The sequence below is a fragment of the Pseudonocardia sp. genome, assembly GCF_029263155.1.
GTDB lineage: Bacteria > Actinomycetota > Actinomycetes > Mycobacteriales > Pseudonocardiaceae > Pseudonocardia.
On record NZ_JAJCYB010000131.1, the window covers coordinates 1 to 26,626 of the forward strand.

Annotated in this window: 28 protein-coding genes; 19 read left to right on the forward strand and 9 right to left on the reverse strand. The window is 74.6% G+C overall.

What is annotated here, in order from left to right; translation table 11 throughout:
- Positions 1-88 precede the first annotated feature (88 nt).
- Both Q1K26_RS27575 and Q1K26_RS27580 read right to left on the reverse strand, forming a co-directional pair.
- Entirely contained in the window at positions 89-2,242 is a 2,154-nt protein-coding gene (locus Q1K26_RS27575) for a cation-translocating P-type ATPase (RefSeq protein ID WP_300019335.1), read from the reverse strand.
- 2 nt (positions 2,243-2,244) lie between these two features.
- Positions 2,245-2,526: a DUF1490 family protein gene (locus Q1K26_RS27580; RefSeq protein ID WP_300019337.1), complete on the reverse strand. Its 282-nt coding sequence runs from the start codon at positions 2,524-2,526 to the stop codon at positions 2,245-2,247.
- Positions 2,527-2,753: 227 nt separating this feature from the next.
- Between Q1K26_RS27580 and larE the strand changes: the two genes are divergently transcribed.
- Genes larE through larC form a run of 3 tightly spaced genes read left to right on the forward strand, consistent with a single transcriptional unit; the run spans position 2,754 to position 5,457 of the window.
- Positions 2,754-3,587: an ATP-dependent sacrificial sulfur transferase LarE gene (gene larE, locus Q1K26_RS27585; protein ID WP_300019339.1), complete on the forward strand. Its 834-nt coding sequence runs from the start codon at positions 2,754-2,756 to the stop codon at positions 3,585-3,587.
- Positions 3,584-4,261, forward strand: coding sequence for a nickel pincer cofactor biosynthesis protein LarB (gene larB / locus Q1K26_RS27590; RefSeq protein WP_300019341.1), 678 nt, complete (start codon positions 3,584-3,586; stop codon positions 4,259-4,261). The genes larE and larB overlap by 4 nt, the downstream gene beginning before the upstream one ends.
- Entirely contained in the window at positions 4,258-5,457 is a 1,200-nt protein-coding gene (gene larC / locus Q1K26_RS27595; protein WP_300019343.1) for a nickel pincer cofactor biosynthesis protein LarC, read from the forward strand. The genes larB and larC overlap by 4 nt, the downstream gene beginning before the upstream one ends.
- Here larC and Q1K26_RS27600 read toward each other — a convergent pair.
- Complete coding sequence (locus Q1K26_RS27600; RefSeq protein ID WP_300019345.1) at positions 5,344-5,763, reverse strand: OsmC family protein; 420 nt, start codon at positions 5,761-5,763, stop codon at positions 5,344-5,346. The genes larC and Q1K26_RS27600 overlap by 114 nt on opposite strands.
- 111 nt (positions 5,764-5,874) lie before the next feature.
- Between Q1K26_RS27600 and Q1K26_RS27605 the strand changes: the two genes are divergently transcribed.
- Positions 5,875-6,195 (forward strand): hypothetical protein, encoded by a 321-nt coding sequence (locus tag Q1K26_RS27605; RefSeq protein ID WP_300019347.1) that lies wholly within the window; start codon positions 5,875-5,877, stop codon positions 6,193-6,195.
- A 4-nt stretch (positions 6,196-6,199) separates the two neighbouring features.
- Here the strand turns inward: Q1K26_RS27605 and Q1K26_RS27610 are convergent, their stop codons facing one another.
- On the reverse strand, positions 6,200-7,162 hold the full coding sequence (locus Q1K26_RS27610; protein ID WP_300019349.1) for an AIR synthase related protein: 963 nt from the start codon (positions 7,160-7,162) through the stop codon (positions 6,200-6,202).
- Between the two features lie 47 nt (positions 7,163-7,209).
- Between Q1K26_RS27610 and Q1K26_RS27615 the strand changes: the two genes are divergently transcribed.
- The 5 genes from Q1K26_RS27615 to Q1K26_RS27635 all read left to right on the forward strand — a co-directional run bounded on the left by Q1K26_RS27615 (position 7,210) and on the right by Q1K26_RS27635 (position 12,037).
- A complete protein-coding gene (locus Q1K26_RS27615; protein ID WP_300019351.1) occupies positions 7,210-7,995 on the forward strand; it encodes a phosphosulfolactate synthase in 786 nt (261 codons plus the stop codon).
- Positions 7,992-8,315 (forward strand): hypothetical protein, encoded by a 324-nt coding sequence (locus tag Q1K26_RS27620; RefSeq protein WP_300019353.1) that lies wholly within the window; start codon positions 7,992-7,994, stop codon positions 8,313-8,315. Before Q1K26_RS27615 ends, Q1K26_RS27620 begins: the two co-directional genes overlap by 4 nt.
- Entirely contained in the window at positions 8,312-9,844 is a 1,533-nt protein-coding gene (gene argH, locus Q1K26_RS27625; RefSeq protein ID WP_300019355.1) for an argininosuccinate lyase, read from the forward strand. The genes Q1K26_RS27620 and argH overlap by 4 nt, the downstream gene beginning before the upstream one ends.
- The gene (locus Q1K26_RS27630; RefSeq protein WP_300019357.1) at positions 9,838-11,229 is read left to right on the forward strand and encodes a DUF1116 domain-containing protein; all 1,392 of its coding nucleotides are present in this window, start codon (positions 9,838-9,840) and stop codon (positions 11,227-11,229) included. Before argH ends, Q1K26_RS27630 begins: the two co-directional genes overlap by 7 nt.
- 67 nt (positions 11,230-11,296) lie before the next feature.
- The gene (locus tag Q1K26_RS27635; protein ID WP_300019359.1) at positions 11,297-12,037 is read left to right on the forward strand and encodes a DUF2877 domain-containing protein; all 741 of its coding nucleotides are present in this window, start codon (positions 11,297-11,299) and stop codon (positions 12,035-12,037) included.
- Here the strand turns inward: Q1K26_RS27635 and Q1K26_RS27640 are convergent.
- Positions 11,959-12,555, reverse strand: coding sequence for a helix-turn-helix domain-containing protein (locus Q1K26_RS27640; RefSeq protein WP_300019361.1), 597 nt, complete (start codon positions 12,553-12,555; stop codon positions 11,959-11,961). The two genes, Q1K26_RS27635 and Q1K26_RS27640, sit on opposite strands and share 79 nt — an antisense overlap.
- Before the next feature lie 119 nt (positions 12,556-12,674).
- Between Q1K26_RS27640 and Q1K26_RS27645 the strand changes: the two genes are divergently transcribed.
- The 6 genes from Q1K26_RS27645 (at position 12,675) to Q1K26_RS27670 (ending at position 16,500) form a co-directional block, all read left to right on the forward strand.
- Entirely contained in the window at positions 12,675-14,024 is a 1,350-nt protein-coding gene (locus Q1K26_RS27645; RefSeq protein WP_300019363.1) for an FAD-dependent oxidoreductase, read from the forward strand.
- A gap of 2 nt (positions 14,025-14,026) precedes the next feature.
- Positions 14,027-14,293, forward strand: a complete 267-nt coding sequence (locus Q1K26_RS27650; protein ID WP_300019365.1) for a hypothetical protein — start codon at positions 14,027-14,029, stop codon at positions 14,291-14,293.
- A 36-nt stretch (positions 14,294-14,329) separates the two neighbouring features.
- Positions 14,330-14,815 (forward strand): MSMEG_0572/Sll0783 family nitrogen starvation response protein, encoded by a 486-nt coding sequence (locus Q1K26_RS27655; protein WP_300019367.1) that lies wholly within the window; start codon positions 14,330-14,332, stop codon positions 14,813-14,815.
- A 70-nt stretch (positions 14,816-14,885) separates the two neighbouring features.
- A complete protein-coding gene (gene nthB, locus Q1K26_RS27660; RefSeq protein ID WP_300019369.1) occupies positions 14,886-15,557 on the forward strand; it encodes a nitrile hydratase subunit beta in 672 nt (223 codons plus the stop codon).
- Entirely contained in the window at positions 15,554-16,138 is a 585-nt protein-coding gene (nthA, locus tag Q1K26_RS27665; RefSeq protein WP_300019371.1) for a nitrile hydratase subunit alpha, read from the forward strand. Before nthB ends, nthA begins: the two co-directional genes overlap by 4 nt.
- A complete protein-coding gene (locus Q1K26_RS27670) occupies positions 16,135-16,500 on the forward strand; it encodes a nitrile hydratase accessory protein (protein ID WP_300019373.1) in 366 nt (121 codons plus the stop codon). The genes nthA and Q1K26_RS27670 overlap by 4 nt, the downstream gene beginning before the upstream one ends.
- Before the next feature lie 89 nt (positions 16,501-16,589).
- Here Q1K26_RS27670 and Q1K26_RS27675 read toward each other — a convergent pair whose 3' ends face one another.
- Genes Q1K26_RS27675 through Q1K26_RS27685 form a run of 3 tightly spaced genes read right to left on the reverse strand, consistent with a single transcriptional unit; the run spans position 16,590 to position 20,253 of the window.
- Positions 16,590-17,747, reverse strand: coding sequence for an MSMEG_0565 family glycosyltransferase (locus Q1K26_RS27675; RefSeq protein WP_300019375.1), 1,158 nt, complete (start codon positions 17,745-17,747; stop codon positions 16,590-16,592).
- The gene (locus Q1K26_RS27680; RefSeq protein WP_300019377.1) at positions 17,744-19,285 is read right to left on the reverse strand and encodes a protein FdrA; all 1,542 of its coding nucleotides are present in this window, start codon (positions 19,283-19,285) and stop codon (positions 17,744-17,746) included. Before Q1K26_RS27680 ends, Q1K26_RS27675 begins: the two co-directional genes overlap by 4 nt.
- The gene (locus Q1K26_RS27685) at positions 19,282-20,253 is read right to left on the reverse strand and encodes a carbamate kinase (RefSeq protein ID WP_300019379.1); all 972 of its coding nucleotides are present in this window, start codon (positions 20,251-20,253) and stop codon (positions 19,282-19,284) included. Before Q1K26_RS27685 ends, Q1K26_RS27680 begins: the two co-directional genes overlap by 4 nt.
- Before the next feature lie 92 nt (positions 20,254-20,345).
- On the opposite strand from Q1K26_RS27685, the gene Q1K26_RS27690 reads away from it, so the two are divergent.
- From Q1K26_RS27690 to Q1K26_RS27700, 3 genes are all read left to right on the forward strand, one after another.
- Complete coding sequence (locus tag Q1K26_RS27690) at positions 20,346-20,933, forward strand: hypothetical protein (RefSeq protein WP_300019380.1); 588 nt, start codon at positions 20,346-20,348, stop codon at positions 20,931-20,933.
- Positions 20,934-21,012: 79 nt separating this feature from the next.
- Complete coding sequence (locus Q1K26_RS27695) at positions 21,013-22,134, forward strand: MSMEG_0568 family radical SAM protein (protein ID WP_300019382.1); 1,122 nt, start codon at positions 21,013-21,015, stop codon at positions 22,132-22,134.
- A 49-nt stretch (positions 22,135-22,183) separates the two neighbouring features.
- Entirely contained in the window at positions 22,184-22,672 is a 489-nt protein-coding gene (locus Q1K26_RS27700; RefSeq protein WP_300019384.1) for an MSMEG_0567/Sll0786 family nitrogen starvation N-acetyltransferase, read from the forward strand.
- On the opposite strand, the gene Q1K26_RS27705 is transcribed toward Q1K26_RS27700, so the two are convergent.
- Entirely contained in the window at positions 22,654-25,806 is a 3,153-nt protein-coding gene (locus tag Q1K26_RS27705; protein ID WP_300019386.1) for an AAA family ATPase, read from the reverse strand. The two genes, Q1K26_RS27700 and Q1K26_RS27705, sit on opposite strands and share 19 nt — an antisense overlap.
- Before the next feature lie 64 nt (positions 25,807-25,870).
- On the opposite strand from Q1K26_RS27705, the gene Q1K26_RS27710 reads away from it, so the two are divergent.
- Positions 25,871-26,623 carry a YebC/PmpR family DNA-binding transcriptional regulator gene (locus Q1K26_RS27710; RefSeq protein WP_300019388.1) on the forward strand — a complete coding sequence of 251 codons (753 nt, stop codon included), beginning with the start codon at positions 25,871-25,873 and terminating at the stop codon, positions 26,621-26,623.
- Positions 26,624-26,626 lie beyond the last annotated feature (3 nt).

Genomic DNA, 26,626 nt, shown 5'->3' on the forward strand with positions numbered 1-26,626 from the left:
CTGCAGTGAAGCCACCCCACTGCAGGGCGGCGGCGGCGGGCGGCGGCGGGCGGGGGCGGCGTGGGCGCCGCGGGCGTGGGCGGCGGGGTCATGGCGTCAGGCGGTGGCGGGTCAGGCGGGTGCTGTTGGTCACCACCGCGACGCTGCTCGCGTTGTGCAGGATCGCCGCCACCACCGGGCTCATCGCCCCGCCCGCGCTCACCAGCAGCCCGGCCGCGTTCACCGCGATGGACATGCCGTAGTTCTGCCGGATCAGGCCGATGCCGCGGCGGCCCAGGTCGCGCAGGGCGAGCAGGGCGTGCAGGTCGTCGCCGGCCAGCGCGACGTCGGCGGTCTCCACCGCCACGTCCGTGCCGCCGACGCCCATCGCGATGCCGATGTCGGCCAGGGCCAGCGCCGGGGCGTCGTTGGTGCCGTCGCCGACCATCGCGACGGTGTGGCCGCCGGCCTGCAGCGACCGCACGAGGTCCTGCTTCTCCTCGGGCATGACCTGGGCGCGGAACTCGGTGATCCCGAGCTCGGCGGCGACGGCGGCGGCCGTGGTCGGGTGGTCGCCGGTGAGCATGACGACGCGGGTGACGCCGTCGGCGCGCAGCGCGTCGAGCACCTCGCGCGCCTCCGGGCGGACGGTGTCGCGCAGCGACACCAGCCCGACCAGCCTGCCGTCGACGGCGAGCAGCAGCGGGGTCTCCGACGCGCGCTGCAGCCGCCGCACCCAGTCCTGGGCCTTGCGGCTGACGGGCACCTTCTGCGCCTTCAGCAGCTCGCGCGAACCGATCAGCAGCACCCGCCCGTCGCTCTGCACGCGCATGCCCTGCCCGAGCAGCACCTCGCACTCCTCGTGCGGCGGGATCGCGATGTGGCGCTCCTCGGTGGAGCGGATGACGGCCTGGGCGAGCGGGTGCCGGGAGTGGATCTCCGAGCTCGCGGAGTAGGCGAGCACCTGCTCGGGGGACCACGCGTCGTCGAAGGACACGACGTTGGTGACGACGGGCCGGCCGAGGGTGAGCGTGCCGGTCTTGTCGAACACCACGGCGTCCACCCGCCCGGCCGCCTCCAGGTGCGCCCCGCCCTTGATCAGGATGCCGCGGCGCGCGCCGTTGCCGATGGCGGCGCTGATCGCGGTGGGCGTGGCCAGCCCGACGGCACACGGGCAGGCGATGAGCAGCATCGTCATGGCTCGCCGGACGTCGCGGGTGACCAGCAGGGTCAGCGCGGCGAACGCGAACGACGTGGGCACGAACCGGCGGGAGAAGTTCTCGCCGACGGTCTGGATCGGGGCGCGGTCCGACTGCGCCTGCTCGACGCGGGCGATGATCCGCCCGATCGCGGTGTCCCGGCCCACCGCCGAGGCCCGGACGACGAGCCGCCCGCGCAGCAGCACCGAGCCCGCGTGCAGCGTCGCGCCCGCCTCGACGGCCACCGGCAGCGTCTCGCCGGTGATCGCGGCCTGGTCGACCACGCCGTCGCCCTCGACGACCACGCCGTCGACGGGCAGCACCACGTGCTCGTGGACCACGACCTCGTCGCCGATCGCGAGATGGTCGATGTCGACCTCGAGCTCGGTGCCGTCGGCCAGGCGCGTCCAGGTGCGCGTCCGGGTCCCGGTGAGCAGTTCGGAGATCGCCCGCCGGGATCTCCGCAGCGTGAGGTCGGCGACGTACTCGCCGATGTTGAGCAGCCACAGCACCGTGAGCGCGACGACGTTCTCCCGCAGCAGCAGCGACGCCACCGTGGCGGCGGAGACGAGCGCGTCGGTGCCGGCGCCGCGCCCGCCGGCCAGCGAGCGCAGCGCCCCGCGCAGGAACGGGTACCCGGTGAAGATCGTGACGCCGGTGGCGACGGTGCGGCTGGTGGGGCCGAGCACGGGGGGGCGGCGCAGCCCGTAGCGGCGCACGCCGAGCGCGGCGAGGGCGAGCCCGCCCGCGACGAGCCGCACGAGGTCGCCGTGGTGCACGTCGGCGGAGCGCGGCGTGCGCGCGGCGGTGGCCCCGGGGTCCGCCCCGAGGCCCTTCTCCACGGCCTCGATCAGCTCGGCGCGGTCGCAGCGGGTGGGGTCGAACCAGACGACCACGTTGCCGGTGCGGGGATAGGCGTGCACCTGCCGGACGCCGCCGACGGCGTCGACCGCGTCCTCGACCGCGACGGCGAGCGCGGGGCAGTGGCGCAGCGCCGGGGTGACGAGCCGGACGCGCCCGGCGGCGTCGGAGGCGACGACCGGTCCGGGCGGGGGCGCGGGCACGGTCAGTGCGCGTGGCCGTGGCCGGTGGCGGCACCGGGGGCCGGGGCCTGCTCGCCGATCCGCTCGCGCGCCTCGGCCACGATGTCGGCGGTGACGAGCCGGGCCTTCTCGGCGCCGGTCTCGGCGGCCCGGGCGCCGCGCAGCCCGAGGGCGGTGACACCGACCGCGGTGCCGCGCACGACGTCGCTCCCGACGGCCTTCTTGACACCTTCCAGCGCGAGCGCGCCTGCGAGCCCGGTGGCCACCAGCGAGGCGGCCCTGCCGACGAACGCCCCGAGCACCATGGTCTCTCCCTATGACAACGACAACCGACGTCGACACAGTACCGCGAGCCGACCGAGCAGTCGGCTGCCCACTCCACGGCGCCCCCCGCGCTCGGATGTCGGTGCGAGTGCCTGCTGATCTCGCCGCGCCCTCCACCACGCCCGGTGGGCGCCATGCCGTACCGACCATGACTCGACAACGGTGGTCTAGACTGCCGGCACAGCACGGACGCCGGCCGGAGGTGTGGATGACCCGGGACACGGCGGAGGCACCCGGTACGGAGGCGGCCCTGCGGGACCGGGTCCGGCGGATCGGACGGTTGCTGGTCGCCTACTCGGGCGGGGTCGACTCCGCGCTGCTCGCCGCGGTCGCGGCCGAGGAGCTGGGATCTGCCGCCGTCGCGGTCACCGCCGTCTCGGCGAGCCTGCCGCGCACCGAGCGCGCCGCCGCCGCGGCCTTCGCCCGTGAGCGGGACATCGCGCACGTCGAGGTGTGCACCGACGAGCTGGAGCGCCCGGCGTACGCGGCCAACGACGGCGACCGCTGCTTCCACTGCAAGTCCGCACTGCTCGACGTGCTGACCCCGCTGGCTGCGCTCTCCGGAGCGCGGATCGCGCTCGGCACCACCCTCGACGACCTCGGCGACCACCGCCCCGGGCAGCGGGCGGCGGCCTCCCGCGGAGCGATCACACCGCTGGTCGACGCGGGCCTGGGCAAGGCGGAGGTCCGCCGGATCAGTGCCGACCTCGGCCTGGTCACCGCGGCCAAACCGGCTGCCGCATGCCTGTCGTCGCGGGTGGCCTACGGCGACCCGGTCACCGCGGAGGTGCTGGGCCGGATCGAGCGGGCCGAGGAGGCCGTGCGCGCGCTCGGGTTCGGGGTCTGCCGGGTGCGCTCGCACGGCGGCGGGTCGGTGGCGCGGATCGAGGTCCCGGCCGACCAGGTGCCGCGGGCCGCGGCCCGACGCACGGAGCTGGACGCCGCGGTGCGCGCGGCCGGGTTCGCGTTCTGCGCGCTCGACCTGCACGGCTTCGCCAGTGGCCGGATGAACGTCCTGCTCGGGCTGCCGGCGGTGCGGTGACCGGCGGCGAGGGCTTCAGCGACCTCGGCTACGCCCGCCCCGACCTCGGGCGGGAGCACCGCTCGGGCCTGCCGGAGATCGTCTACGGGCCGGGCAAGACGCCGGACGCGATCGCCGGGGTGGTCGGCGAACTGCTGGCCCGCAACACCGGGCCGGTGCTGGTGACCCGCGTCGAGGCCGCGCCGGCCGCCGAGGTGGCCACCGCCGTGCCCGGTGCCTCCTACGACCCGGCGGCCCGGCTGCTGGCGTGGCGCCCGGCTCCGTCGCGCGGGTTCCGGGTCGTGGTCGCCTCGGCCGGGACCTCCGACGCCCCGGTCGCCGCGGAGGCGGTCGCCGTCGGCGCCGCGGTGGGCCTGGACGTGCACGAGATCCGCGACGTCGGGGTCGCCGGGCTGCACCGGCTGCTGGCCGAGCGCGAGGTGCTCGCCACGGCCGACACCGTCGTCTGCGTGGCCGGGATGGAGGGCGCGCTGGCCAGCGTCGTCGGCGGGCTGGTGGGCTGCCCGGTCGTCGCCGTGCCGACGTCGGTGGGCTACGGCGCCGCGCTGGAGGGCGTCACGGCGCTGCTCGCCATGCTGTCCTCGTGTGCGGCCGGGGTGGCTGTGGTCAACATCGACTCCGGGTTCGGCGCGGCCATGGCGGCCCACCGGCTCGCCCGGGCAGCCGGGAGGTGAGCGGCCCGGCTGTGCTGTGCTGGCTCAACCCGGTCGGCGGGATCTCCGGCGACATGCTGCTCGGTGCCCTGCTCGACCTCGGTGCCCCGCTCGACGGCGTCCGTGCGGCCGTGGCGGCCACCGGCCTGACGGGATGGAGCCTCGACGCCGAGCACGTCACCCGGGGTGGCCTGGGGGCCACCCGCGCGGTGGTGACGGTGCACGACGAGGCCACCGAGCGCCGCGCCGCAGCTCTGCTGGAGCGGGTGGCAGGCTGGCCGCTGGCGGTGCGCGCGGTCCGCGCGATCGCGGAGGTGGAGGCCCGGATCCACGGCGTCGACCCGTCCCGGGTGCACCTGCACGAGATCGGCGGGCTCGACACGGTGGTCGACACCGTCGGTGTCGCCGCGGCCCTCGACCTGCTCGGGGTCACCGCCCTGCACTGCGGCCCGCTCCCGCTGGGGCACGGCGCCGTCCCGACCCGGCACGGGCCGATCCCGCTGCCGGCACCGGCCACGGTCGCGCTGCTCGCCGCGACGGGCGCCGCGGTGACCGGCGCGGGACAGGGCGAGACCGTGACGCCCACCGGGGCCGCGCTGCTGGTCGCGGCCGGTGCGGTGTTCGGCCCGGTCCCGCCGATGCGGCTCACCGCCGTCGGCTACGGGGCCGGTGGCCGCGACGACCCGGACCGCCCCAACGTCCTGCAGGCGCTGGCCGGTGGGCCGGCGGGCGCCGTCGCGTCGATGACGCTGCTGGAGACCAACGTCGACGACGTCACCGGCGAGCTGCTCGGCCACCTGGTCGCCCGGCTGCTCGACGCCGGTGCCGCCGACGCGTGGATCACGCCGATCGTGATGAAGAAGGGGCGTCCGGCGCACACCGTGCACGTGCTGGCCGCGCCCGACCGGGTCGCCGGGTGCGAGCGGATCGTGCTCTCCGAGACCGGCAGTCTGGGACTGCGGCGCAGCCCGGTCGACCGGGTCGCCCTGCCGCGCAGCAGCACGGTCGTGGAGGTCGACGGGCACCCCGTACGGGTGAAGCGCGGGCCGTGGGGTGCCAAGCCCGAGCACGACGACGTGGCCGCCGCGGCCGCGGCGCTGGGGCTACCCCTGCGCGAGGTCGCCCGCCGGGCCCGCGACGACCTCGATGGTCGGCCCGAGCCGCAGGGTCCTGGTGACGTAGCAGACCCGCTCGGCCGAGGCCACGAGGGTCGCTAGCGCGTCGCCGGTGGGTTCCTCCGCGGTCACCGTGACCCGCAGGCCGGAGAACTGCGGGCCGTCGTAGGTGCCGGTGACCTCGACGTTCAGCCCGGCGAGCGGCACGTCGCGCTTGCCCGCGGACCAGGCCACCGCCAGCGTCATGCAGGACGCCACCGACGCGAGGAGCACCTCCGTCGGCTGCGGGCCCCGCCCGGTCCCGCCCGGGACGGACTCGGGCTCGTCGACGACGAGTTCGAACCCCCCGGCGTCGACGACGGCCCGCAGGCCGCCGTCCCAGCGTGAGCTGACGGTGCGTTCGGTCACGAATACCTCCTCCGGTAGTGGGACGTGCAACACACCTGCAACGAACGGCTGGGAACGTGTCCGCTCACCCGACCGGCCCAGCCGGAGCCGTACCCGCACGAGGAGTTGCTCATGACGATCATGATGTGTGCCGGCGTGACCGCGACCCGAGCCGCCTGCGCCGACGGCTGTACCGTCGAGCCGGCCCTGCGCGCCCACCACGACCGCCTGCTCGCCGTGGAGCACGACGCCGACGAGGTGATCGAGCTGATGGAGCTGGCGGTCACCTGGGGGGAGCTGGAGTACGCCGACGAGCCGCTCGTCGGCCCCGACCGGTGGGTCGAGTTCGCCGCCACCCATCTCTGGGTCGACGCCACGCGCGCGGAGCGGATCTTCTCCCTGGCCGCCGACATCGCGGCGCGCTCCATGCTCCGGCCCCACATCGCGGCGTAGCCGCTCATCGGGCCAGCCCGGTCACCGGCTCGGTCGCCAGGTCGAGGACGGTGGCGGTCGCGTCGCCCAGCCGCAGGTCCAGGAGCCCGGAGTCGTCCAGCGTGCCGAGCACGGCGGCGTGCAGCCCGCGCGCGGTGAACGCGGCGGCGAGCTCGTCCTGCCGCCCGGCCGGAGCGCAGAGCAGGAACCCGAAGCTCGGGAAGCAGGTCAGCCATGCGGCCAGGTCGACCCCGCCGGGCACGGGCAGGGCGTCGAGGTCGACGGTGACACCGAACCGGCCCTGCTCCAGCAGCATCGCCAGGGAGCCGGCGAAGCCGGCCATGCTGATGTCCTTCGCGGCCACGCAGGAGCCTGCGGCGGCCACCTCGGCGAGCAGTCGTACGTCGCCCGCGCAGCGCTCGCCGCGGGCCTCGAAGGCCGGGAAGAACGGGAAGTCGGGGCGCATCGTCCCGTCGAGCGCGTAGGCCACCACGAGCCGCTGGCCGACGGCCATCCGGGTCACCGACAGCGGGTGCGTGGCCGCTCCGACGCCGAACGCCGATACCGCGGGCTCGCCGTCGTGCTCGGTGAGATGCCCGCCGATCACCGGGACGTGCAGCAGCTCGCACGCCCGGCGCATGCCCTCCAGCGCGCGCCGGGCGACCTCCGGGCCGGCGACGATCGTGTCCACGACCCCCAGCGGGACCGCGCCCATCGCCGCCAGATCGTTGACGTTGGTGAGGACCGCGGCGAAGCCGGCGCCGAACGGGTCGGCTCGCACGAACGGCGGCCACATCGCCTCGCCGCAGGCGACGACCGATCCGCCGAACGCCTCGACGACGGCCCCGTCGTCGCCCGGGCCGCCCAGCCAGTCACTGGCGCCGAGCACCTCGGAGACCAGCCCGATCGCGGCCTTGCCGCGCATCCCGGGGTGGGCGCGCAGTACGGCGACGAGCGCGTCGAGGGAGTCCTGATCGGTACGGGCCACGTCTCCTATAGTAGGTGCTCCTCCACTATATGACCTATCATCACCCCGTGGTCGACCCGTCCTTCCTGGATCTCCCCGCGCGAGCGGCCAAACCCCGCAGCACCGGACTGACCCACGTGCTGGATCCGGGTGTCCCGCCGGGAGCCGCCGCCGACCTGCTGACGTCCTCCTCGGCGCACCTCGACATCTGGAAGGTCGGCTGGGGGACCGCCTACGTCGACGGTGCGCTCGACGCGAAGCTGGCGCTGCTCGCGGCCGCGGGCGTGCCCGCCTGCCTCGGCGGCACCCTGCTGGAGATCGCGTTCGCCCAGGGCCGGGCCCGCGAGTGCCTGGACTGGGCGCACGACACGGGCTTCACGATGGTGGAGGTCTCCCGCGGCACCGTCGACATGACGGTGGCCGAGAAGCGCGCGCTCATCGGCTCGGCAGTCGGCCGGTTCACCGTGCTCGCCGAGGTGGGCGCCAAGTCCCCCGGCGAGCAGCTCGCCGCTCGCACCTGGCCCGCGGAGGCCCGTTCCGACCTGGACGCGGGCGCGAGCCTGGTCGTCACCGAGGGGCGGCAGAGCGGCACCGTCGGCACGTTCGACGCCGCCGGTCGGGTCCGGCCCGACGTCGTGGAGGCGGTCGCGGCGGCGGTCGGGGTCGAGCGGGTGGTGTTCGAGGCCCCGCGGTCCGCGCAGCAGGCCTGGTTCGTCCGTCGGTTCGGCCCGGAGGTCAACCTGGGGAACGTGGCGCTGTCGGAGGTGCTGTCGGTGGAGACGCTGCGGCTGGGCCTGCGATCCGACACCGCGGCCGCCCGGCAGGGGGACGCGGCCGGAGCGGGTCCCGCGTGACGGCTCCCGCTCCCGTGGGCCGCACCATCGTCCCGGGCCGCTACCGGGGCGTGCCCGTTGCGGCCCTGCCGTCCGGGGTCGGCCTCGACGAGCGGTCGCTGCGCGCCTGTGTCGTCGGCCGCGAGGCCTACCGCCGCACGCGGTCCGTCGTCGCGCGCTCGGCGGCGGGCATCGCGGTGCCTCGGCTCCTCGACGGCACCTGCGGGGCCAAGGCCTTCGCCGTGCTCCTGGATCAGCTCACGGTGCCCGGCCCGGTCGTCCACCGGCACACCGGCGGCCCGTCCACCGCCCTCACCCGCCTGCAGGAGGCCGCGCCGTGACCACCCCCCGCCGTACCCGTGAGGGCGGTCCGCCGCTGGGCGGCCCGGCCCCCGAGCTGGTCGAGTCCGGGTTCGCCCTGGAGAACGCCGACGCCCCGTTCCTGCACCGTGGCCTCAACCTGGCCGACATCTCCCACGTGCTCGACCTCGCCCGCCGCGGCATCGTCGCGCCCGCCGCCGAGCGGGAACTGCTGGCTCTGCTGCTCGACGTCCACGAGATCCCGGCCGAGGAGTTCCCCTACGACCCGGGCCTCGGCGAGGCCTACAACTCCCGCGAGCACTACTTCGTCGGGCGGATCGGCGACGTCGCGGGCTGGCTGCACGCCGGACGGCCGCGTCGGGAGGCCACCCGGATCGCGTTGCGGCTGCACCTGCGCCGCCAGCTCGCCGAGCTCGTCACCGAGGCCGTGGCGTTCGCACGGGTGGCCTGCGACCGCGCCGAGGAGCACGCCCACACCCTGCTGCCGGACCAGACCTACCTGCAGCAGGCCCAGCCGTCGACGTTCGGGCACTACCTGCTCTCGTTCGTCTACTCCTGCGTCCGCGACGCGCGGCGCCTGCTCGACGAGCTCGACTGGGTCGACTGCTCACCCGGCGGCGCCGGCTGCGTCAACGGCACCCGGCTGCTGGAGGACCGGGGCTTCATCGCGGACTCGCTCGGCTTCGAGGGCGTCATCGAACACACCCGTGACGCGATGTGGCAGGTCGACGGCCTGATCCACGTGCTGGCCACGGCGTCGAGCCTGCTGTCGAACTTCTCCAAGCTCGCCGAGGACCTGGAGATCTTCTCCTCCAGCGAGTTCGACTTCGTCGACCTCGACGACTCCTTCACCCGCTCGTCGGTCCTCATGCCCAACAAGCGCAACCCCTATGCGCTGGCGATCGTCCGCGGCGCGTCCGGGGTGATCATCGGGCGGCTGTCGGGCTTCCTCGCGGTGACCAAGAGCCCCTCCGCGCGCAGCGACAACCTGATCTTCGCCTACGGCGAGGTGCCCCGGGCGCTCGACCTGACCCTGCGGATCACCCGGTTGTTCGCCGGTGTCGTGCGCACGCTGCGCGTCAACGCCGACCGGATGGCCGAGGAGCTCGCCCGCGGCTACACCCAGGCCACCGACCTCGCCGAGCACCTGGTGCAGCGGGTCGGCGTCGACTACCGCACCGCCTACGTCGTGGTCGGCCGCACCGTCCGCACCGCCAGCCAGGCCGGTGTCCCGGGCGGCGGCATCACCGGCGAGATGATCGACGAGGCCGCTCGCGAGCACACCGGCCGGGGCTGGGGGCTCGCCGGGGCCGACCTGTCCGAGGTGCTCGACCCGTGGCGGATCGTGCTGTCGCGGTCGGCCCAGGGCGGCGCGGCGCCCGACGCCGTCGCCGCGATGATCGCCTCCCTGCGCAGCACCCTGGAGGGCCTCGACGTGGAGGCCACCGCCCGGACCGCCGGGTTCGACCGCGTCGAGGACGCCCTGATCGACACCGCGCGGTCCGTCGTGGACGGCACCACCGCGAATCCGAAGGAGAACCGATGCTGACACTCCCCGCCGACGTCGCCGTCGTCAACGTCGGCCTACCGATGTTCGCCGACGCCGTGCGCGACCAGGGCAGGCCCGTGCAGCAGGTGGACTGGTCGCCGCCTGCCGGTGGCGACGCCGATCTCGTCACCGCGCTGACGCGCGTCTACGGGCCGCGCGCGGCGGAGATCGACATCGCGAACGCCGAGGTGGTGCGCAGGCTCGACGAGGGCGTCCCGACCCTGACCGGGGTGTCGCGGGTGGCCGACGTGCTGCCCGGCCTCGGGGAGCGGACCCTGCTGCACTGCGGCCCGGCGATCGAATGGGAGCGGGTGTGCGACCCGCTGCGCCGGTCGATGCGCGCCGCCGTCGTCGCCGAGGGCTGGGCCTCCGACGTCGACGAGGCCGGGCGGGCGCTCGCCGACGGCCGCGTCCTGCTCGCCTCCGCCAACGCCCACGACATGGTCGTGCCGATGGCGAGCGCGATCGGGCCGTCGGCCCCGGTGTGGGTCGTCGACTGCCCGCAGGGCGGCACCCGCGCCTACTCCCCGGTCAACCAGGGCCCGGGTGAGGTGCCGTGGTTCGGTCGGGAGACCGCTCCCGCCATCGAGCGCCTGCGCTTCCTGCGCGACGTCGCGGGCCCCGCGCTCGGCCGGGTCGTCGCGGAGGCGGGGCCGCTCGACGTCTTCGCCCTCGCCAAGCAGGGCGTCGCCATGGGCGACGACCTGCACATGCGCACCCAGGCCACCACCAACCTGCTGATCCGCACCTGGCTCCCGCAGATCGCCGCGCTGCCCTCGTCCGAGCGGGAACAGGTGGCGAGGTTCCTGGCCGGCAACCACCTGTTCTTCCTCACCGTCGCGATGGCCGGGGCGCGTTCGCTGACGGCGTGGGCCGGGCAGGTCCGGGGATCGAGCATCGTCACGACGATGAGCCGCAACGGCACCGACTTCGGCATCCGGCTCGCCGGTTCCGACACCTGGCACATCACCGACGCCCCGCCGGTCGGCGACGCGCTCTACAACGCCGGGATGGGTCCCGAGGACGCCGCCCCGGACATCGGCGACAGCGCCGTGCTGGAGCTGACCGGGCTCGGCGGCCCCGCGGCGGGCGGCTCGCCGGCTGTCGCCGGGTTCCTCGGTGGCACGATGGCGGCCGCCGCGCAGGCCACCGAGCGGTTCGCCCGGATCTGCGCGGGCCGCAGCAGCCGATTCACGCTGCCGCCGATGGGTTTCGTGGGCACGCCGCTCGGCGTCGACGTCCGACGGGTCGTGGAGCTGGGCATCCGTCCGCAGGTCACCACCGGCATCCTGCACGCCCACGACGGGAGCGGGCAGGTCGGTGCCGGCGTGGCGACGGCTCCGGCCGCGTGCTTCGAGACGGCGCTGCGGGAACTGGCCGGCTGACGTGGCGGCCCCCGCCGCCCGACGACCTGTGCCCCACCGGCCCGGGCGGGGAACGACGACGCTCGACGTGGGCCTGGGGGTCCGGGAGGCCCTGGCCGCACCCGCCGTCGGGCGGGTGGTCGCCGTCTACCGGGTGGCTGCGTACCTGCGGTTCCCGGCCGGGCTCGTCGCGCTGACCAGTGGGCTCGCCCCACCGGGCCCGCTGCACCTGCGGGTGGCCGTCCTGGCGGAGCTGCGGCCCGGTGACCGGGTCGAGGCGGCCGCAGGGGTGCTGTACGGACCGGGCTGGTCGGCGGACCTCGGCGGTGCCCCGACCTGGACCGGGACCCTGCCCGCCGGGCCGCACCCGGGTCCCGGCGCCGGCGCCCGGGGCGGGTCGGGCGTCCCTGCCCCCGCAGCGGTGCACGAGCTGGCCGCGCGGGTCGGTGGCCGCGGGCCGGGCCTGACCCCGGTCGGTGACGACGTGCTGGCGGGCGCCCTGCTCGCGGTCCGCGCCGCGCACGGGCCGGCCGTCGGGCCGGAGCTGCGCGCGGTGGCCACGTCGGTCCGGACGACCGAGGTGGCGGCGGCGTTCCTCGCCTGGGCTGCGCGCGGGCAGTGCATCGAGCCGGCGCACGCCTGGCTCACCGCTGCGGACGACGACGCCCGGCGGCGCGCGGAACGGCGGCTGACCGCGATCGGCGCCAGTTCGGGCGCCGCGCTGTCGGCGGGATTGCGGTGGGGGACCGGTCAGGTCTCCGGTACCGACATCCAGATCGCGCGGGTGGGGCCGGAGCTGGACCAGCTGTGCGGGCGGTCGGTGAGGTAGTGGAGCGAGTCGCCGTCCCGCAGGGAGTACCGCTCGCCGGCCACCTCGAAGTCGAGCGTGCCCTCCAGCACGAGCACGACCTCCTCGCCGGGCCGTGGCCGGGCCCGGCCGGCCGCCCCCGCCGCGATGGTGGCGACCGTGCCGCTGGCGCGGAACCGGTCCGTGGGCCCGGTGATGCCGCTGAGTTCCACTCCCTCGACGTCGGCGCGGACGACCGGGCGGGCGCCTGCGGGGGTGTGCGCGGCCGCGGGGGCGACGTCGGCGCCCTCCACGAAGTACCCGATCGGGCGCTCCAGTGCGGCGGCGAGCTTGAGCAGGGTGGTGATGGTGGGCACCATGTCACCGCGTTCGACCTTGTGGATCGCGGCGGCCGAGACGGCCGAGCGCTGCGCGAGCTGTTGCAGCGACAGCCCCTGCTGCAGGCGCAGCTCGTGGACCTTCGGGCCGATGGCGCCGACGATCGGCTCCCACGCCGCGGGGTCGCCCGGGACGCGGGTATCCGGCGGGGCAGCGGGCATGTCGGCTCTCCTTGACAGGGTGATCACGTTCAGTATAGTGGATTTCTCATTGCCTATGGTGGACGACGGCGGGATTCGACCGCCCCATTACACATCGACCGAAGGAAGCGGGTTCGACCTTGCCTCGCAAGACGGTGATCATCGGCGGTGGAGCGGCCGGTCTCGGGTCCGCGGGCGGGGTCAAGGCCGCGGACCCGGAGGCCGACGTCGTCGTCTACACGGAGAACGAGGACGTCGCCTACAGCCCCTGTGGCATCCCCTACGTCCACGGCGGTGAGATCCCCGACTTCGAGCGGCTGTTCCTCGCGGGCAAGCAGGCCTACGTGGACGCCGGTATCGACGTCCACTACGAGACCTCCGTGACCGGGATCGACACGGCGGCGAAGACGGTCACGGTCGCGGGCGAGGGCGCGGTCGGCTACGACCAGCTGATCATCGCCACCGGCTGGAACTACGCCGACCCGGGAGTCCCGGGTGGCGAGCTGAGCGGGCTGTACTACGTCAAGAACATCCGCCGGGCCATGGAGTGGGACAAGGTCATCTCCGAGACGAAGAGCGCGGTGGTCGTCGAGGCCGGCCCGCTCGGCCTGGAGATGGTCACCGCGCTCGCGCACCGCGGCGTCGAGACCCACCTGATCGATCCGAACCCCTACGCGCTGGCGATGATGGCCGATCCGGACATCATGAAGCCGGTCGAGGACTCCTGGCGCGAGCTCGGGGTGCACCTGCACTTCAACACCACGCTCGAGGAGTTCCTCGGCGACGCCGACGGCAAGGTGCGCGCGGTGCGGACCTCCGACGGCGAGATCGCGGCCGACCTCGTCGTCATCTCCACGCACAAGACGCCGGAGAACAGCCTCGCCACGGCGGCCGGGATCAAGCTCGGCTCCACCGGAGCCATCATCGTCGACGAACGGATGAAGACCTCCGCGCCGGACGTGTGGGCCGCGGGCGACGTCGTGGAGATCCCGCACGGCCTGACCCGCACCCCGCTGCAGGGCCTCACCGGATCGCACGCCTACGCACAGGGCAAGACGGCAGGCACCAACGCCGGTGGTGGCGATCGCGCCTACCGGGCGGTGTTCGTCCCGTGGGGCACGCCGGCGGGCAAGTGGGTGATCGGCGGGGCCTCCTTCGGCGAGGCCACGGCCACCGCGCTGGGCATCCCCTACGTCAAGGGCGAGGCGCAGGGCATCTCCCGCGCCCGCTACTACCCGGACGTGCAGCCGGTCCGCGTCAAGCTGCTGGCCGAACCGGGCACCCTGCGGCTGATCGGGGCGCAGATGGTCGGTGGCGGCGAGGGGATCAAGGAGCGGGCCGACTTCCTCGCCCAGGCCATCCGCTTCGGAATGACGCTGCACGACCTGTCGACGATGGAGAACGTCTACTCGCCGGCGATCGGGGCGCTGAACGAGCCCATCGTGGTGGCCGCCACCAACGGCGTCGCCGAGTCGAAGAAGAAGGCCTGACCGTGGCGGGCACGGGCTTCTTCGGCTGGTTGCGCAGCAACTCCGAGCACTACCTCCTGATCGCCGCCCACCAGAAGCTGGCGCGGACGCAGGGCGCCCCGGCGCCCCGCCCGCCGCGGGGCGCGAAGGACATCTTCTGGCTGCGGGTCTTCGCCCCCACCTACGCGCTGTTGCCCTGGTCGCTGCGCAGCAGGATCATGCGGGCGATGCCGGGCAGTCACCGTCAGACGTGGGCGGACCCGCCCCGACCACAAGGACCCGCGGTCTGACCGCGTCAGGTACCCACCCGTACGAAGGAGAATCACGTGGCTGAGATCAAGGGCGAGCGTCCCACCGAGGGCGACATCATCGTCGACTACGACGAGAAGCTCTTCGACGACGTCCAGGCCAACGAGGGCGAGAAGGCCTACGTCTTCATGCACACCGTGCCCTACGAGGGCTCGGTCGGCTTCGTCAACATGTTGACCGCCACCCGCATCAACCGCAAGGGCTTCGACACCTCGATGGTGCTCTACGGCCCCGGCGTGCTGATGGCGTCGGGCACCCGCGGTTTCCCGACCGTCGGCGCCGAGGCGTTCCCCGGGCACATGAACTTCAACAACCAGCTCCAGACGTTCATGAAGGAGGGCGGCAAGGTCTACGCGTGCCGCTTCGCCATGGCGGCGCTCTACGGCATGCGGGAGGCCGACCTGATCCCCGGGGTCCAGCCGATGCACCCGCTCGACGTGCTCGACGCGACGCTCACCGCCCGCCGCGAGGGCGCGCTGGTCCTGCAGACCTGGACGCTCTGACCCGTTCGGCCCCCGTGGGGCGGGCGGCCATCCGCCCGCCCGCCCCACCGGTCATCCTGGAGAGGGAGACATGAGCAGCATCGCCAACATGGGCGGCACCGAGGGTTGGGGCCGTGTGAAGACGCCGACCCCGGACGAGCCGGTGTTCGCCGAGCCGTGGGAGGGCCGCGCGTTCGCGATGACCCTGCTCACGATGGGCCGGATCTCCGGCCGCAACCTCGATGCGTTCCGCCACTCGCTGGGCAGTCTGGACCGCGGGGCCTACCTCGAGGACGGCTACTACGGCCGCTGGCTCAACGCCGCCGAGCTGATGCTCACCGAGAGCGCGATCCTCGCCCCCGGTGCCGTCGACGCGCGCGCCCGCGCCAACCGGGGGGAGACCGTCGAGCAGCCGCCCGCCCCCGAGCAGGACGCCAAGCCCGACTACAAGCCCACCGCCGCGGGCTCCCTGCGCACGGTGGAGGAGGCGCCCCGGTTCGCGGTCGGCGACCGGGTGACCGCCAAGGACGAGGACCCGACCGGGCACACCCAGCTCGTCGGCTACCTGCGCGGGCGCACCGGTGTCGTCACGATCGTGCAGCCCGCCGCGCTGCTGCCCGACACCCACGCGCACTTCCTGGGCGAGAACGCCCAGCACGTCTACGCGGTGGAGTTCGACTCGCGCGACCTGTGGGGTCCCGACGCCGAGTCCTTCACCGTCACCGCCGACCTGTTCGACAGCTACCTGGAGCCGGCCTCATGACTGCCTCGATCAACCCCGACCGCCTCTCCCCGGCGCTGCGCACCGAGGCGCTCGAGCAGCTGCTCACCGAGCGCGGGCTCGTCGACCCGGCGGTGATGGACAAGTTCATCAGCACCTACGAGAACGACGTGGGCCCGCTCAACGGGGCGAAGGTCGTCGCGAAGGCCTGGACCGACCCCGAGTACAAGGCGCGGCTGCTCGCCGAGGGCACCGCGGCGATCAAGGAGCTCGGGTTCGCCGGTCCGCAGGGCGAGCACATCGTCGTCCTGGAGAACACGGGGTCGACCCACCACGTCGTCACCTGCACGCTGTGCTCGTGCTACCCGTGGCCGGTGCTGGGCCTGCCCCCGGGCTGGTACAAGGACCCCGCCTACCGGGCGCGGATCGTGCGCGAGCCGCGCACCGTGCTGGCCGAGATGGGGCTGACGCTGCCCGACGACGTCGAGGTCAAGGTCTGGGACTCCAGCAGCGAGGTGCGCTACCTGGTGCTGCCGCTGCGCCCCGCCGGCACCGAGGACGCCTCGGAGGAGGAGCTGGCCGGGCACGTCACCCGCGACATGATGGTGGGCGTCGCGCGGTGAGCACCCCGCTCCTGGAGATCGACGGGCCCGCCGCGCCGCCGCGCGACAACGGCGAGCTGGTGTTCGCCGAGCCGTGGGAGAGCCGGGCGTTCGGGCTCGCGGTCACGCTGCACGACTCGGGGTCGTTCACCTGGGACGAGTTTCGCGACCACCTGGTGGCCCACATCGCCGACTGGGAGCGCGACCACCCGGCGGGGGAGTGCTACAGCTACTACCGCTGCTGGCTCCAGGCCCTGGAGTCGGTGGTCGCCGAGCGCGGCCTCGTGGGCGCGGGCGAGGTGACCGGCCGCGCGGGCGAGCTGGCCGAGCGCCCGGCGGGCCACGACCACGAGCACGCCGAGGGGCACGGGCACGGCCACTGACCCCCCGCACGGCCACCGACGCGGGCAACGGAGCCCCGAGCGAACGGCACTCTCGTCCAGCGGGATCGGGCGAGGGTGCCGTTCGCTCGTCAGCGGCGGGCCGCGCGGACGTCGGCGTAGACCTCGCGGTGGCGTTGCGCGCTCGCGGCCCAGGTGTAGCGCTGCGCCACCGCGTGCCCGCCGGTGCGCAGCCGGTCGCGCAGCGCGCCGTCGGTGACGATCCGGTGCAGCGCGGCGGCCAGCGCGGGACTGTCGCCGACCGCGGGGAGCAGCGCGTCGACGCCGTCGGTGAGGTACTCGCCGAACACGGGCAGGTCGCTGGCCACCACCGGCAGGCCCATGCTCAGTGCCTCCAGCACCACCAGTCCCCAGCCCTCCTTGACCGACGGGAACGCGAGCGCGTCGGCCGCGGAGTACCACCCGGCCAGCTCGGCCTCGTCGACCGTGCCGAGCTGCACGACGTCGACGCCGAGCTCCAGCCCGAGCGAGGGGAGCGAGGCCAGCGCGGCGTCGCGGTAGGCGGTGTAGTCCTGGAAGGAGTGCCCGCCGACGACGGCCAGCACCGGGCGCCGGTCGAGCACGGTCGCCAGCGAACCCAGCGCCTCGAACAGGTGATGGGTGCCCTTGCGGGGCTCGACACCGCCCACGGCGAGCAGCAGGAAGCGGTCCCGTGCGCCGACCCGCTCCCGCAGCGCGGTCCGCTGCGCCGCGGTGACCTCCGGGAACCGGGCCGTGTCGACGCCGTTGGGCACGACCTCGGGCGTAACGCCGTAGTCGTCGCGCAGGATCCCCCGCCACTGCTCGCTGACGACGAGCACGCGGTCGGGCTCGTGGATCGCCTTCGCCTGGCAGTCGATCAGCGCGTGGGTGGTGAAGTCGTCGACGTGGTGCACGGTGCGCACGACGGTGACCGGGGCCCCCTCGTCGCGCACCGCCACGGCGGCGCGCGCGGAGATGCAGTCCTGCGGGTGCAGGATGTCGAACCCGCCCGCGATCCCGCGCAGGCCGTCGGTGAGCGCGTCGATCGCGTCGAACACGCGCTCGTCGAGCGTGCCGGCGCGCTCGCGCACCGGCACGATCGTGTGCGGCACGTCGACGGGCCGGAAGAAGCCCACGTCCGGGTCGCCCAGGGTCACCACGTGCACCGGGTAGCCCTGCCGGTGCAGCTCCTCGGCCAGGCACAGGGTGTGCACGACGCCGCCGCGCGGCTTGGTCGAGTAGGTCAGCAGTGCCACACCCCGGCTCACACCGGCCGCCCGACGATCTCCGGATCGCGCGCGGCGATGGCGGCGGCGGCCAGCGCGGCCCGCGCCGCCGTGGCGGTGACCACGCAGCCCGCCTCGGCGAACGTCCGGCGCTGGGCCTCGAGGCCCTGCGGGTCCTGGTCGCTGCCGAGCACGTAGACCACGACCCGCGGCCCGCCGTCGGCGATGATGCCGGCGCAGACCGGGGCCAGCTCGGCCGCCGGGTCGGGGTGCGCCCCGTGGCCGAGCACCACGTCGAGCACGATCACGGCGACGTCCGGGTCGGCGCCGGCGTCGCGCAGCATCTCGATCCGCGCCTCCGGGTCGATCATCGGGTGCGGGCGTCCCTGGGTGTACTCCTCCTCGCCGAGGTCGAGGCAGGTGTGGGCGCCCTCGGGTGCGGGCAGGCCCAGCGACTTGTCGACCGGGGTGTTGGAGTGCACGTCGCCCAGTGCGCCGGCCAGGATCACCAGCGCCTCGTAGCAGAGCGTGCCGCCGGAGTAGAGCCCGCGCAGCTGCGTCCGCCCGGCGGGCAGGCCCTCGACCGCGGCGGCCACCGCCTCGCGCAGCCCCTCGGTGGGGTCGGGGGCGGTGCGGCCCACCGCCTGCAGCGCGCGGACCACACCGGTCTCCAGCGAGCCCGCGAGCTCGACGCCGTCGGGAACCTCGATCGAGCCCGGTTCGAGCCCGATCAGCGCGGCCACCACCGGCTTCCCCGCCGCCGCGGCGAGCACCGACCGCGCGACGTCGGCGTCCGGCGGCTTGGACACGAGCAGCACCACCTCGGTGGCGTCGTCGGCGCGCAGCGCGGCCAGCGCCTCACGGGCCATGATGCCGCCGACCGCCGCGGACATGTCGCGCCCGCCGAGCCCGATCACGTGCGAGACGCCGACGCCCCAGCGGTCCAGCAGCGTCATCGCCTCCTGCGCCCCGGTGCCCGCCGCGGCGACGACGGCGACCGGCCCGGGCGTCACGACGTTGGAGAAGCCCAGGCAGGCGCCGCCGAGCATCGCGGTGCCCGCCCCCGGGCCCATCACCAACAGGCCCATGCCCGCGGCGCGCTCCTTGAGCTCGATCTCGGCCTCGAGCGACACGTTGTCGCTGAACAGCAGCACGTGCAGGCCCGCGGTGAGGGCCTGGTGGGCCTCCAGCGCGGCGTAGTCGCCGGGCACCGACACGACCGCGACCGAGCTGTCGGGAGCGAGTTCCCGCGCCTCGCGCACGCTGCGCGCGGAGCGCACCGCACCGCCGGCGTCGGACGAGCCCTGGGCGAACATCGCCTCCTGCCCCGCGGCGGTGGCGGCGGCCACCGCCGCCTCGGAGTCCCCGCGCACGGCGATGAACAGGTCGCCCGCTCCGGCCCCGGACCACTCGGCCGCGTCGAAGCCCTCGGAGCCGAGCGTGTCGAGGTTCGCCGGGGTCGCCATCGCGGCCGAGGCCCACCGGACGCCGTCGACCTGGCGCATCCGCCGGGTGCCGGAGAGCTGCACGACCGAGTCGAGGTAGGTGTCGCGGAACAGCGTGACCCTCGACGCGCTCATCGCCCGGCTCCGATCCGGGCGGATCCGGCGAGGATCCTGGTGCCGGGCTCACCACCGTCGTCGGGATCGAGCGAGGCACGCACGTGCGCCACGTCGGTGATCACCGCGGCCTGCCCCCCGTGCCGGATGAAGTCGATCGCGGCCGCCATCTTGGGTCCCATGCTGCCGGGCGGGAACTGTCCGTCGTCGTGGTGGCGCTGGGCCTCCTCGACACCCATATCCAGGATCGGGCGCTGACGGTCGGTACCGAAGTCGAGAGCCACGCGGTCGATGTCGGTGATGAGGACGAGCGCCTCCGCGCCGAGCTCGGTGGCGATCAGGCGCGCGGTGAGGTCCTTGTCGATGACGCCGTCGACGCCCCGGTAGCCACCCGCCTCCTCGATGACCGGCACGCCACCCCCGCCGCAGGTCACGACGATCGTCCCGTGGTCGACCAGTGTGCGGACCGCGTCGATCTCGAGGATGCGCCGCGGAACGGGGGAGGCGACGATCTGGCGGTAGCCGCGTCCGGAGTCCTCGACGATCGTCCAGCCGCGCTCGGCGACGAGCCGCTGCGCCTCCTCCTGGTCGAAGAAGGGACCGATCGGCTTGGTGGGCTTCCCGAACGCCGGGTCCCCGGCGTCGACCACGACGTGGGTGACCATCGCGAGCACGGCGGGCGAGGCGTCGTCGACCACCTCGTGCAGGGCCATGACCAGCAGCGTGCCGAGCTGGCCCTGGGTCATCGCGCCCTGCACGAACAGCGGCAGCGCGGGTACCTCCTCGGCCGCCTCGTGCTGCTGGATCGACAGGTTGCCCACCTGCGGGCCGTTGCCGTGCACGACGACGACGACCCAGCCCGCGTCGCGGAGCTCGCAGATGGCCCGGGCCATCGACCGGGCGTTGGCCGCCTGCTCGGCGTGCGTCCCGGCCTGATGGGCGCGGATGATGGCGTTGCCCCCGAGGGCGACGACGGCGGTCCTCGGCATGTCCGGTACTCCAGCCGTATAGGATCGATGATGAAGGATCTACTATAGTGGACGGGCTCGACGGAGATCCAGTCGGTGAGCGGAGGAGCGGCATGGGGGTGCACGGCGACGCGGCGGCGGCCACGCAGCGGTGGCGGGCCGCGGAGGACCGGCTCTATCCGGTGGCGATGAGCGATCCCGACGGCTACCGCAGTGGACTGGAGGCGGTGCAGGCGCTCGTGGGTGAGTTGCGTCGCACGGCCGGCAGTATCGACGACCTGATCGGGGTCGAGGCCGACCCCGGGGGTCTGCTCGCCGTCCTTCCGTCAGGCCGGCCGGGACTGCCCACCGACCTCCTGGTGGGCGCGGCGTGCAGCGCGCGGGCACGCGAGCTCCTCGCCGAGCAGGAGGTCGAACGGCGGGCCGCGGTGCTCGCCGCCGCGCGGTCGGAGGGCAGGTCGTGGGCGGTGCTGCAGGGACCGGAACGGGTGGAGGAGCTCTACGGCGGGTCCACCGTCGTGACCCACCTGGCCACCGGGCGGACGCTGCTGGCCGCGGTCGACCCGTACGCCGGCGCGGAGCCCTACCTGCTCCAGGAGTTCGGCGCCGACGGCGAGCCGGGCCGCGAGCGGGGTTTCGCCGACCCGGTTGCCTGGGTGGCGGAGCGGGACCGCTGGCGCGCGGAGATCGAGTCCTCTTGACCAATCACCGAGCGGGGGGTCTCCTATACGACATGACCGCTCCCTATAGTGAATCCGTCGTGACGGGGTGGAGTGCAGTATGAGCACCGACGTCAGCTCCTTGATCATCGACCTGCAGAGCGTCGGCCTCCGGGTGGAGGTGCCGGTGGAGTCCCGACGCGGCGGCGCCGGCCCGTCCGACTCCGGGATGCTGTGGATCGAGGGCGTCCCCGCGACGGTACCCACGCAGTCCGACGGGTCGTCGCCGTACGTGCTCAAGGCCGAGGACGACGGGCAGGGGATCTACCGCGACGGCGTCAAGCTCGCGTCGGTCGCCACGAGCAACCGGCCCCGGTTCTACGACATGACCACCGCCGACGGCGTGCCGTACTGGAAGATCGCGCTGCTGCACCTGGACTCGTTGGCCAGCACCGTCCTGCAGACCTGCAACTACTGGGGCAACTCCGACCAGTGCCGGTTCTGCGGCATCGGTGTCTCGCTCGACTCGGGACGCACGATCGCGAAGAAGACCCCGGCTCAGCTCGCCGAGGTCGCCGTCGCGGCGCGCGACCTCGACGGCGCCGTCGACGCGACCCTCACCACCGGGAGCACCCGCGCCCCCGACCGCGGCGCCTACTACGTCGCGGAGTGCGGCCGGGCCGTGAAGGAGGCTTCCGGGCTGCCGGTCGAGGTGCAGTTCGAACCGCCGCACGACCTCGCGGTGCTCGACCGCGTGCACGGGTCCGGGGTCGACGCCGTCGGCATCCACGTGGAGTCGTTCGACCCGACGGTGCTCGCGCACGTCGCCCCCGGGAAGTTCCGCACGGGCATCGAGACCTACTTCCGCACCTGGGAGCGGGCGGTCGAGCTGTGGGGGCCGGGCCGCGTGTCGACCTACGTCATCCTCGGGATGGGCGAGGACCCGGACCTGACCATCGCGGCGTGCAAGCGGGCCGTGGAGATCGGGGTCTATCCGTTCGTTGTCCCGCTGCGGCCCGTCGCCGGCTCGCTGATGGAGGAGGTCGCCCCGCCCACGGCGGAGTACACCGAGCGGGTCTACCGCAAGGTCGCGGGCTACCTGGAGGAACGGGGCCTCGGCGCCGACACCGCCGTGGCCGGCTGCGCGCGCTGCCAGGCCTGCTCCGGGCTCAACGGGCTGCAGAACCAGCTCAGCGACGGCAAGCCGTTGCTGCAGATCGGCTCCCGGCCGGCCGGCGCCTGACGGACGGGGTCGGGGATGAGCGGGGTACGGGGATGAGCGGGGTACGGGGATGACACGGGTGGTGGGCGCGCGCGCCGAGGTGTCCTGCCGGCTCGCCGGTGCCGGCGCCGACCTCGCCGCCCACCACCGCGTCCGGCACGCCGTCTTCGTCGCCGAGCAACGGATCTTCGCCGGTTCCGACCGCGACGCCCACGACGACGACCCCGGCACGCTGCACGTGCTCGGGCTCGTCGACGGTGAGCCCGCCGGCACGGTGCGGCTCTACCCGCTGGGCGGCGGGTGGTGGCAGGGCGACCGCCTGGCGGTGCTCACCGGGCACCGCACGGCGGGGCTCGGCGGCCCGCTGGTGCGCTTCGCCGTCGCGACGGCCGGCGCGGCCGGGGGCGAGCGGATGGTCGCCCACGTGCAGCCGGCCAACGAGCGGTTCTTCGTCCGGCTCGGCTGGATCCGGATCGCCGACGTCGAGTACGTCGGTCACCCGCACGTCCGGATGGAGATCCCGCTCCCCGGGGCCGGCGTTCAGGGCAGGCGCGTGTAGGTCCCGCGCAGCTCGGCGGGCAGCGCCCGGGCTATCCGGTCGCGGGCCGCCCGGCGGTCGGCCGGGGCGCCCAGCCTGCCGATGAGCAGGTCCGACCCGGTGCGGCCGGCGACGCGCGCGGCGGCCTCGTGCCGCCCCAGGTGGGCCAGGGCCAGGGACTGGTACTTCGGGGAGTCGTGGGTGCGGGCCTCCTCGAACAGCGCCTCGGCCCAGCTGCGGTCGAACCGCGCACGCATCTCCAGCAGCCGCATCGTCGCCCGCGGCCGGAAGGGCAGGGACTGCTCCAGCATCGGCGCGGCGGCCTCGACCCGGGCGCCGGCGTCGTCGTGCCTGCCCACCAGCAGGTCGCAGTCGGCCAGCGCCAGGAGGGCGTGCAGCTCCTGCTCGAGCTCCAGCGCGCCGCCGCCGCGGTGGGCGAGCTCCACGGCCAGCTCCGCGTGCTCGCGGGCCCGGCCGACGTCGCCGAGCTCCTGCCACAGCCACGACGTGGTGGTCTCGATGCCCGCGCGGTAGAAACTCACCCCGTAGCCGTCGATCAGCGCCCGGGCGCGGCCCAGGGAGCGCAGGGCGCCGGCGAAGTCACCGACGTCGCCGCGGGCCAGGCCGATGAAGAACAGGGTCTGCAGCAGCGGCCGGAACTGCCCGGTGTCGCGGCACAGCACCGCGGCCCGCTCCAGCACGGCCCGGGCCTCGGTGAACCGGTCCTGGTGCTGCAGCAGCGCGCCCTGGTAGGCCAGGGCCATCGCGGTGGTGGCGGCGCCCGGGTTCGGTTCGGCGTCCAGCACCCGCGCGTACGCCGCGCCGGCCGCCGCGTAGTCGCCGTCCCAGTGACGCACCCGGCCCAGCAGCAGCGTGGCACTGGGCAGTGCGCCACGCGCCGCGGCCGCGGACTCGGCGAGCTGCGTCGCGCGTTCGGCCAGGTCGACCGCCCCCAGCACGTCGCGGGCGTAGAGCGCCGTCCAGCCCAGCTGCTCCAGCACCCGGGCCTCCAGCTCCTCGTCGTCGAGGTCGCGGGCCAGCGCGAGCGCCTGCTCGTGGTCGTCACGGGCCTCGTCGTGGCGGCCCAGCTCGGTGCGGATCTCGCCGCGGCGCAGCCGCAGCACGGCGACCAGGGCGCGCTCGCCGCTGCGTCCGGCCGTGTCGAGCGCGTCGGTCAGCAGGCGCTCGGCCTCGTCGTTGGCGAAGGTGAGGTGGGCGGCGTGTGCGGCGAGCTGCCACGCTCGGGCCGCCTCGGCCCAGTCGTGGGCCGCGGCGAGGTGTCGGGCGGCGGTCTCCGGGCGGGCGTCGGACAGCCGGGCGGCCCGCCGGTGCCTGCTCACCCGGATCGGTTCGGGCACCGCGTCGTAGGCGACGGTGCGGACGATGTCGTTGGGGAACCGGAACGTCTCACCCTGCTCCGCGAGCAGCCCCGCGCGCAGCGCCCGAGCGGCGCGCACCGCGCAGTCCTCGACGTCGAGCCCGCTCACCGCGGCCACGTCGTCGAGGGCGAAGGAGTTGCCCAGGACGGCGCCGAACGCGAGGAGGGTGGCCACGTCCTCGCCGGCGTGTTCCAGGCGCTGGGCGACGGCCTCGTGCAGCGAGCCGGGGATGGCCAGCGCGCCCGTGCCGGAGCCCGGATGGCGCAGCAGCTCGGTGACGAACAGTGGTGACCCGCCCGTCCAGGCGTACAGCTTCGCCACGTCGTAGGCCAGGCCGGAGTCGCGCACCAGCTCGGCGACGGCGGGCTCGGCGAGCGGGCCCACCTCGTGCAGTGCGGCCACATCACGCAGTGCGGCGGCGACCGACGGGTCCTCGCTGGTGCGCTCCGTGACCACGACGAGCAGCCGGCCCCGGTCCCGGTGCGTGGCCAGGTAGTGCAGCGCCTCGACGGTGGAGGCGCCCGCGTGCTGCAGGTCCTCGATCACGAGCAGCACGGGCCGGTCCTCGGCGAGCCCGCCCAGCAGGGTGGCCAGCGCCTCCAGGCTCCGGCGGTGCTCCAGCTCGGCGCTGACGCGTTCGTAGGGTTCCGGCCCGGTCCGCGCGGCGATCTCGGGGAGCAGTCCGACGAGCGTGCCCAGCCGACCGCCGGACAGCGCGCGGATCCGCTGCGGCTCCAGCCGGGCGAGGGCCCCGCGCACGGCTTCCAGCAGGGGCTGCAGGTAGAGCGACCGCTCCGCCTCGCGGCACCATCCGGTGAGCACCAGCGCGCCGCCGTGGGCGGCCCGCACCGCGAGCGCCTCGACCAGCGCGCTCTTGCCGATACCCGCCTCACCCAGGACCAGCACCGGCTCCGACCGCCCGTCGAGGGCGTCGGCCCAGCGCGCGAGCAGCTCGCGCAGCTCGCGATCGCGGCCCACCAGCGGGGCCGGCTCGGGGTCGGGGCTGCGGGGCGCCGGGCGTCGCGGCGCGCCGTTCTCGGCCCGCAGGATCGACAGGAACAGCGACTGCGTGGCCGGTGAGGGATCGACACCGAGCTGATCGGCGAGCGCGGTGCGCAGGGCGCGGTAGACCAGCAGCGCGCGGCCGGACTCACCCGCGCTGCGGTGCGCCGTCATCGCGGCCCGGGAGGCCTCCTCGTCGAGCGGGTCGGCCCTCAGCGCCGCGCCGGTCACCTCGACCACGGTCCGGTGCGCCCCCAGCTCCGCCGCCGCCGCCCACCAGCACCGCCGGGCCCGCCGCAGTTGGTGCTCGGCGAACAGGCGCACCTCCGCGGTCCACGGGGCGTCGCGCTCCTCGGTGAGCGGGCGGCCCCCCACGAGGAGCCCGGTGGCCCGTTCGGCGGCCGCCGCCGCCGGCCCGGGGCGGCCGGCGGCGAGCTCCTGCTCCGCGGTGACGACGAGGTCGCGCGCCTCGAACAGGTCGACGGTGGTGCGCTCGTCGAGCACGAGGCGGTAGCCGGCGGGGCCGCCGTCGAGCCGTTCCCGGCCGAGCGCCCGCCGCAGCCGGCTGACCAGGACCGCGATGTTGCGTTCGGCGTGGTCGGGCGGCCGGTCCCACAGGACGTCGATCAGCACGTCGACCGGGACGAACCGTCCCTCGTGCGCGGCGAGCACCTTGAGCAGCCGCTGCGCCTGACCCGCGGGCGGTGCGGCGTCGAGGTCGCCCCGGACGTCGAAGGTCCCGAGCAGGGACAGCCTCAGACGATCGGGCGACACCCCGGGGATCCTATCCCCGCCCGCGCACGGGGCTACGATCGTCGGGATCGGAAGGGGTTCGTGGATGAGTGGCCACTCCAAATGGGCGACGACCAAGCACAAGAAGGCCGTCATCGACGCCCGGCGCGGCAAGATGTTCGCCAAGTTGATCAAGAACATCGAGGTGGCCGCGCGCACCGGCGGCGGTGACCTCGACGGCAACCCCACGCTCTTCGACGCCGTGCAGAAGGCGAAGAAGAGCTCGGTGCCCAACGACAACATCGACCGCGCCGTCAAGCGCGGCTCGGGCCAGGACGCCGGCGGGGCCGACTACCAGTCGATCACCTATGAGGGCTACGGCCCCGGCGGGGTCGCGCTGCTCATCGAGTGCCTCAGCGACAACCGCAACCGCGCGGCCACCGAGGTCCGCATCGCCATGACCCGCAACGGCGGCGCGATGGCCGACCCGGGCTCGGTGGCGTACCTGTTCACGCGCAAGGGCGTGGTGATCGTCCCGAAGACCGGCGACCTGACCGAGGACGACCTGCTCCTCGCCGTCCTGGACGCGGGGGCGGAGGAGGTCAACGACCTCGGCGAGAGCTTCGAGATCGTCTCCGAGGCCACCGACCTCGTCGCCGTGCGCACCGCGCTGGTGGACGCCGGCATCGACTACGACTCGGCCGACCCCACCTTCCTGCCGTCGATGAGCATCCCGCTCGACGCCGACGGCGCCCGCAAGGTGTTCCGGCTGATCGAGGCGCTGGAGGACAGCGACGACGTGCAGAACGTCTACGCCAACTTCGACGTGAGCGACGACGTGATGGCCGAGGTGGGCTGAGGG